General features: G+C 45.2%; 5 protein-coding genes. All 5 read right to left on the bottom strand.

Going from position 1 to position 7,642, the window contains the following annotated elements:
* Positions 1–3: 3 nt before the first annotated feature.
* Entirely contained in the window at positions 4–1,638 is a 1,635-nt protein-coding gene (hemZ, locus tag LIQ05_RS16705; protein ID WP_226822489.1) for a coproporphyrinogen dehydrogenase HemZ, read from the bottom strand.
* Positions 1,586–2,215: an MBL fold metallo-hydrolase gene (locus LIQ05_RS16710; protein ID WP_226822491.1), complete on the bottom strand. Its 630-nt coding sequence runs from the start codon at positions 2,213–2,215 to the stop codon at positions 1,586–1,588. The genes hemZ and LIQ05_RS16710 overlap by 53 nt, the downstream gene beginning before the upstream one ends.
* A gap of 132 nt (positions 2,216–2,347) precedes the next feature.
* On the bottom strand, positions 2,348–4,681 hold the full coding sequence (locus LIQ05_RS16715; RefSeq protein WP_226822493.1) for a RelA/SpoT family protein: 2,334 nt from the start codon (positions 4,679–4,681) through the stop codon (positions 2,348–2,350).
* Positions 4,682–4,732: 51 nt separating this feature from the next.
* Positions 4,733–5,257 carry an adenine phosphoribosyltransferase gene (locus tag LIQ05_RS16720; RefSeq protein ID WP_226822495.1) on the bottom strand — a complete coding sequence of 175 codons (525 nt, stop codon included), beginning with the start codon at positions 5,255–5,257 and terminating at the stop codon, positions 4,733–4,735.
* A gap of 314 nt (positions 5,258–5,571) precedes the next feature.
* On the bottom strand, positions 5,572–7,284 hold the full coding sequence (gene recJ, locus LIQ05_RS16725) for a single-stranded-DNA-specific exonuclease RecJ (RefSeq protein WP_226822499.1): 1,713 nt from the start codon (positions 7,282–7,284) through the stop codon (positions 5,572–5,574).
* Positions 7,285–7,642 lie beyond the last annotated feature (358 nt).

Consider the following 7,642-nt stretch of genomic DNA (forward strand, 5'->3'; position numbering starts at 1 on the left):
CTCCTACAACCAGGTTTCAATTCCGGTTCGCTTTCTTTCAATCATCTCATCAATACGGGCAATGTAGCTGGTAACATCCTTCACATTCTCTACCCGCTCGATCCGTTTGCCATGGTCAAAGACCAGTTTGGAAGAACCACCTGCTCCAAGAGCAATGATGGGCTGTTTTTCTTCCATAATCAGTATATTGTAAATCCCGGCTTTGTCAACCTTTGCATAGCCTACATTTTCAAAATTTCCCTTCATGTTCTTCTGACGGTACAGATAGTAAGGTCCCATTTCCATGGAATAGGCGGTCTGCTGTGTCAGATCCATGATCTCCTGGTTATTCTCAAATGTCATCTCCTGATATTTGTCCTTAAACATATTTAGGCGGGCTGCACGTTTCACAGCCAGGGAATGTACGGTAAGGCTGTCCGGGGAAAGTTCTTTCACTTTCTCCAATGTGTATTTTACCTTGGAAATATCCTCTCCAGGCAGTCCCACAATGAGATCCATGTTAATATTGTTATAATCCAGTTCTCTGGCAAGATGGAATGCTTCTATGGTCTGCGCCACAGTATGACGTCTTCCAATGATCTCAAGAGTGTCCTGATTCATGGTCTGGGGATTAACGGAAATCCTGGTTACCGGAAATTTCTTAATGGTCTCCAGCTTCTCCCTTGTAATGCTGTCCGGTCTTCCAGCCTCAATGGTAAACTCTACAAGACCGTCAAAACCAAAGGACTCTCCAAGCTGGTCCAGAAGTCTCTTAAGCTGATAGGGCTCTAAGGTGGTAGGTGTCCCTCCGCCAATGTAGATGGTGTCAAGCTTATAGTTTTTCATCATCCTGGCAGTCTCGCGTATCTCCTTACACAATGCATCCAGATATTCATCCACTCTCTTTGCCCAGATTTTCAAGGGATAAGAGCTAAAGGAACAATACAGGCAGATACTGGGACAAAATGGAATACCCACATATAAGCTGTAGCCATGCTCATAATCAATGTCTGCAAGAAGTGCCCGCTCCCGGTTTGCTATGGTAATGGCAAGAGCTGTCTTCCTGGCACTTACCAGATAATGCTCCCGCATTACCTGTGCCACTTCCGTATTCTTCATCCCACTCTCGATCATTCCCATGGCAAGCTTGGCCGGACGGATTCCTGTGAGATTTCCCCAGGGAAGAGTTCTGCCGGTAAGCTTCACCAGAACATTGTACAAAGCATATTTCAAGCTGTCCTTGTTAGCCTTGCGAAGCTCATAGGCATCCATGACTTTCTTATACCTTTCATAAATGTGATCCCCGTCTGCAGCTTCTGCCTTGTTTTCTGGTAAAGCAGCCTGATCCTCCTGTGAAGCATTTCCCTTGTTCTCTTTGGACGCCTCATCTGCCCCCCGGATTACCTCTGCACTGGCCACACCTTTATGATTCTTTGTCGCATATTTTATAACAAAATTATCATTTTCTCTTTTCACAGTAAAGAAGATATCGTATGCCTCTTCATCCTTTTCGTAGAGGCTGTGGATATCTCCTTCCGGATAAAACGCTTTTATTAATTCATATATATCATGCTCGAAATCCCTGTCAAGCAGCAGGATTCCTATTTTACACAAATGGATTGTACCTCTTTTCGTAACCAATTGTTGTAGATGTATCATGTCCCGGATACACATCTGTATCATCAGGGAGGACATTTAACAGCTTGTGAAGGCTCTCCCTGATTTCATGTGCACTGCCCCCTGGAAAATCTGTTCTTCCAACAGAACCACAGAATAATGTGTCCCCGCTGAACAAAACGCCTTCCTCCTTCAGATAATAACAGCAGCTTCCCTTGGTATGCCCCGGTGTATGGATCATCTGAATGGAAAAGCCAGCAGCATCAAACACCTGAAGGTCATCCAGAAATACATCTGGTCGGACAGAGCATGGCTTCCGCATACGGTCTGTCATATTTACAGACGGCTCCCGGAGCATTTCCTCTTCCTGGCGACAGGCGTAAACCGGGATCTGATACTCCGCCTTCACAGCCTGCACAGCCATAATGTGATCGAAATGACCGTGTGTGAGAAGAATGGCAGCTGGCTTCGCCCCCATCTCTTCCACCTTCTGAAAGATTCTGTTTGGTGAATCTGCCGGATCAATGATCAGTGTTTCCCCGTTTTCTTTATTTTTTAAAAAGTAGCAATTGGTGTATACAGGACCAAGAACCATCTGCTGTACTTCAAGTTTACCCATAAGTTATCCTTTCCTGGCAGCCAACATGACAGTTGCTGTGTTTCCACATTTTCTGTTACTATCCACTCCGTGACCAGTAAACGCTTTGTGATGCACAGAATGTGGATTGAAACCTCTTTTCCCTGATTTCTATCAGCCAGTGGTTCTCTCCACATCCAAAACGCTTTCCAACTGCCTGATTTTCTCTATAAGAGAATTTAGCTCATCCTTGCAGCTTACATTAAAGCTTACAGAAATAGTTGCCTTCTCCTGCTTGTTGGTACGGCAATTGATATTTCGGATATCGATCTTACGCTCTGTGAAGATCTTGGAAATATCCACCAGAAGACCGGTACGGTTATTGGCATATACATTGATCTCCGCCATGTAATGCTCATCCTGCTTCACTTCCGGCTCCTGCCATTCTGCCTCCAGAAGACGGCTTCTGTCCATCTCGGACATATTCATAACATTTACACAGTCTGTACGGTGAATGGTAACGCCACGGCCTCTTGTAACATATCCAACGATCTCATCTCCTGGAATGGGGTTACAGCACTTGGAAAAACGAACTGCAACATCATGGATTCCACGGACTACAATGCCGCTCTTGCTCTTAATATGATTCTTCTTATTCTGGTTCTCAGCAGCTGCCGCCTCCAGAACTTCCTCATCAGTAAGATTCTTTTTATTTTCTTTATCATAAGCTTCCACAAGCTTATTGAATACCTGACCCTCTTTCAGTCCGCCATGTCCGATTGCCGCAAGTACGGAATCCCAGTCACGGAAACCATATTTGCGAAGGACAGAGTCCAGATACTGGGGCTTGGTGTAATTAGCGAATTTAAAGCCCTTACTCTTGGCATACTGGGCCAGCATCTCCTTACCCTTCAGGATATTATCTTCCTTCAGTTCTTTCTTGAACCACTGGTTGATCTTATTCCTTGCCTGGGTACTCTTCACCACCTTCAGCCAGTCACGGCTTGGTCCCTGGGAATTCTGGGAGGTGATAATCTCGATACGGTCTCCATTCTGGATCCGGTACTCAATTGGCACCAGCTTGCCGTTTACACGGGCACCTACCATCTTATTTCCTACAGCACTGTGTACGCTGTATGCAAAATCAATAGGAGTGGAACCGTTGGGAAGAGTCTTCACATCTCCCTGTGGGGTAAAACAGTACACACTGTCTGCAAAAAGGTCCAGATCGTTTTTCAGAAGGCTCATAAATTCCTTATTATCGGACATATCCCTCTGCCACTCCAGAATCTGGCGCAGCCAGTTCAGCTTCTCCTCTTCCCGGTTACCAGTGGAGGTCTTTCCGTCAGAGGCTTCCTTATATTTCCAATGGGCAGCAATACCATACTCAGCCGTCTTGTGCATTTCAAAGGTTCTGATCTGGATCTCAAAGGGCTGGCCATTTGGCCCGATCAGGGTAGTATGCAGGGACTGGTACATATTTGGCTTCGGCATTGCAATGTAATCCTTGAATCGTCCCGGAATAGGCTTATACATCTCATGAATCACGCCAAGAGCTGCATAACAGTCCTTCACTGTATCTACCAGGATACGCACTGCAAACAGATCGTAAATCTGGTCAATGGTCTTATTCTGGTTCACCATCTTCTTATAGATGCTGAAGAAATGCTTTACACGGCCATCCACCTGTGCCTTGATCCCAGCCTCTACCATATGCTGTTTCACAGTTTTTACAATGTTTCCAACAAATTCCTCACGGACACTCTTGCGAAGAGCTACCTTCTCAACCAGATCATAATACACTTCCGGATTCAGATATTTCAGAGAAAGGTCATCCAGTTCTACCTTGATCTTGGAAATACCAAGACGCTGTGCGATAGGCGCGTAGATATCCATGGTCTCCCTTGCCTTCTCCTTCTGCTTCGCAGGAGTCATATACTGAAGGGTTCGCATATTATGAAGACGGTCAGCAAGCTTGATCAGGATAACACGGATATCCTTCGCCATGGCCAGGAACATCTTACGAAGACTCTCGGCCTGCAGTTCTACCTTATCCTTGGAATAAGACAGCTGTCCGATCTTGGTCACGCCGTCTACCAGAAGGGCAACCTCCGGACCAAATTCCTTGGTGATCTCATCACAGGTCATCCAGGTATCCTCAACTGCATCATGAAGAAGACCTGCTACAATGGTCTCTTTATCCAGTTCCAGATCTGCCAGGATAATGGCAACACATAAAGGATGGATGATATAAGGCTCTCCGGACTTTCTCTTCTGATCCTTGTGGGCTTCCCTTGCAGTCTCATATGCCTTCTGGATCATAGTAATGTCCGTAGAAGGGTGATATTTCTTTATGCTGGCAATCAGCTCATCATATAATACTTCAGGGCTTGTAAAGTCGTGCATGGATTTTACAGCTGCATCTGCCTTCTTCACAGACTCCAGCTTCTCCTGGTCTTCTTTTGACACTTCTGGTTCTTTGCCCTGCTCGTTGATAATATCAGCCATAATTTTCACCTGCCCGTTTTAGTAGTGTTATCTGATGAACAGACACATTCTTTATTTGCCCTCATAACGAATGACGGAAGCAACGTCATATTTCTCCAGCTTCTTACGTCCCTCAAGGCCAGCCAGCTCCATAAGGAAAACGATCTTTACTACCTGTCCGCCAAGCTGCTCGATCAGCTTGGCAGCTGCTTCAACAGTGCCGCCGGTAGCAATCAGGTCATCAATAATGACAACCTTCTGTCCTGGCTTGATGGCGTCCTTGTGGATCTCGATCTCTGCCTTGCCATATTCAAGATCATAGCTTGCGGAAATGGTCTCGCATGGAAGCTTGCCTTTCTTACGTACTGGAACAAAAGGCTTATGAAGATTATAAGCGATAGGCATTCCAAAAATAAATCCACGGGATTCTGTTCCCACAACTACATCCACGTCCACATCCTTCAGGCAGTCCTGCATGGAATCAATTGCAAGCTTCAGCCCGTCTGCATCCTGAAGGATACTGGTAACATCTCTGAAAATAATGCCTGGTTCCGGAAAATCCGGTATGCTTCTTACATATTCTTCTATTTTTTTCATAATAGCCTCCTCAGATTAATGGATGTTATAGGGAAAGCAGCAGCCACCCCTGGCATCATAATTATTTTTCAGTATAACACTTTTTTTATCTGGAATCAACGTAAAACCGACAGGCACACTGGAAATACTACATTTTTCGTGTTACTGTTCACTGATAGTATTCCGCGAGGCGTTTTATGTGAACAAAGTTCACAAAAAACCCGAGAATAGCAACGCGAAATCATGCGAATGCATGATTTCTGTGCATCGCGAAACGCGTTGCTGTAAACGGAGTGAACAGTAACTTTTCATGGTTTTACATGATTATTCGCTGTTTAACAGTAATTTTGTATGACAATTTGCGGAGATTCTCTTCCCATATAAGAGTTGATCTTGGGATAATAGGTCACGGAAATAGTTCCACGGGATTTTGCAAACTCTGCAAATTCCTTTGCCTCACCCCAGTAAATTCCGTCCATTACCGCTCCGGATTCATCCATTAGCTGTAATTTTACCGTATTCTGATTCTTTCCATATATTCCCACTTTTAATACACGAAGATTTTTCTGGGCAAAAAGGGGCTTGCTGTTGCCTTTTCCAAAAGGCTCCAGAACGGAAAGCTCCCGGATCAGGTTCTCGTTTATGTAGGAAATTGGCATAGGCACATCTATGACGATCTTGGGAATCAGATCTTCTTCTGTCAGGGTACAGTTGGCATTTAGCTGTCTGCGAAAAGCATCTATATTTTCTTCTTCTATGGAAAGACCTGCCGCCATAGGATGTCCGCCATACTGGATCAGCAGACTGTCACATTTCACCAGTTCTTCATACATGGAATAGTTTTCGGTGGACCTTCCACTTCCTTTTGCAGACTTTTCCCCTCTTGTGAGAACAAAGGCTGGCTTGTGGTATTTTTCACGGATTCTCCCTGCAATAATCCCAGCCAGGCTCTCGTGACAATCTGGCAAAAATACTACCATAACTCTGTCATCCTTCAGATCACTACCCTCGATCAGCTTATAGGCTTCCTCTGTTCCCTGCTCAGTCAGGGCTTTACGGCTGTCATTTAAGGCCTTCAGATCATTGGCAAGCTTTGCCGCCTCTTCTTCATCTTCACATTGTAAAAGGGCCAGGGAACGCATAGCTGTATCCAATCTGCCGCTGGCATTGATACATGGTCCCAGACGGAAGCCAATATCATAGGAACTGATTTTCTGGTTTTCCAGACCGACTGCACTTATCAATGCTTTCAGGCCCTTATTTTTCGTATGAGGAAGACGGGAAAGCCCTTCTTTTACCAGAATACGGTTCTCCCCCTGAAGATCCATAATATCTCCCACTGTGGCAATAGCTACCGGTTCCAGATACTCTTCTTTCTCTGTTTCCGGAATATTGTATTTCTCATACAGGGCAAAAACCAGCTTCATGGCTACCACTGCACCGCAGATATTCTTGTTCGGATAGGGACAGTCGGACTGCTTGGGATTGATGATGGCATCTGCCGGGGGAAGCTTGTACTTTCTTCCCTCTTCGGTGTCCTCGAAAGGAACCTCATGGTGATCTGTCACCACCACAGTCATCCCAAAGCTTTTTGCAAATGTAATCTGGTCTGTTGCTGAAATACCGTTGTCACAGGTCACGATGGTGTCAATTTCATCGTCCTTTGCCTTCTCTATAAGATGATTATGAATTCCATAGCCATCTGCAATACGATCCGGAATGTAGGTATCCACATTTGCCCCAAGACGTTTGAAGCCCTTTAACAAAATATAAGTAGCAGTTACACCATCAATGTCGTAATCCCCTATGATCCTCATTCTGGTTCCCTGATCTATTTTTCCTGAAATAATTTCCACTGCCTTGTCAATATCCTTCAAAAGCTTCCAGGAAGGAATGTCACTTAAGGTTCCATTTAAATATTGGTCAATTTCCTCATCCGTGGTGATATCCCGGTTCCGAATGATCCTGGCGATTACCTGATCAATTCCGTATTTCTGGCTGATTCCCTGAAAATCCGCTTTTTTCGCGGTTACTACCCATTTTTCCATGCTCTGTCTCCTGCTGTAAATTTATATTGCTATTTTGTGGGTTGAAAAGTTCGTCGAAGAGGGACGCATTCGGACAATGGGGATTACTCACTCACCGGCGCAACGCTACGATGAACTAATCGCTAACTGCGACTAAGGAGTTCCGGAGAGCCGTCACTCCTAAGTCTTCGTAAGCGCTGGATTTCATCTACGCTAAGAACGCGCCTGAAATGGTTCGCTGGAGTAATCCCCATTGCCCAAATGCTGTGTACTGGCTGGGACTAGCTGGTACATAGAAACCGTTACTGTTTCTTTCTTCCCTCTGCCAGTAACCAGCGATTTTGCAATGTATATTCACGTAGCCGCGCATTTCAGGAGC

Source organism: Blautia glucerasea (genome assembly GCF_020537505.1).
In the GTDB taxonomy this organism is placed as follows: Bacteria; Bacillota; Clostridia; order Lachnospirales; family Lachnospiraceae; genus Blautia_A.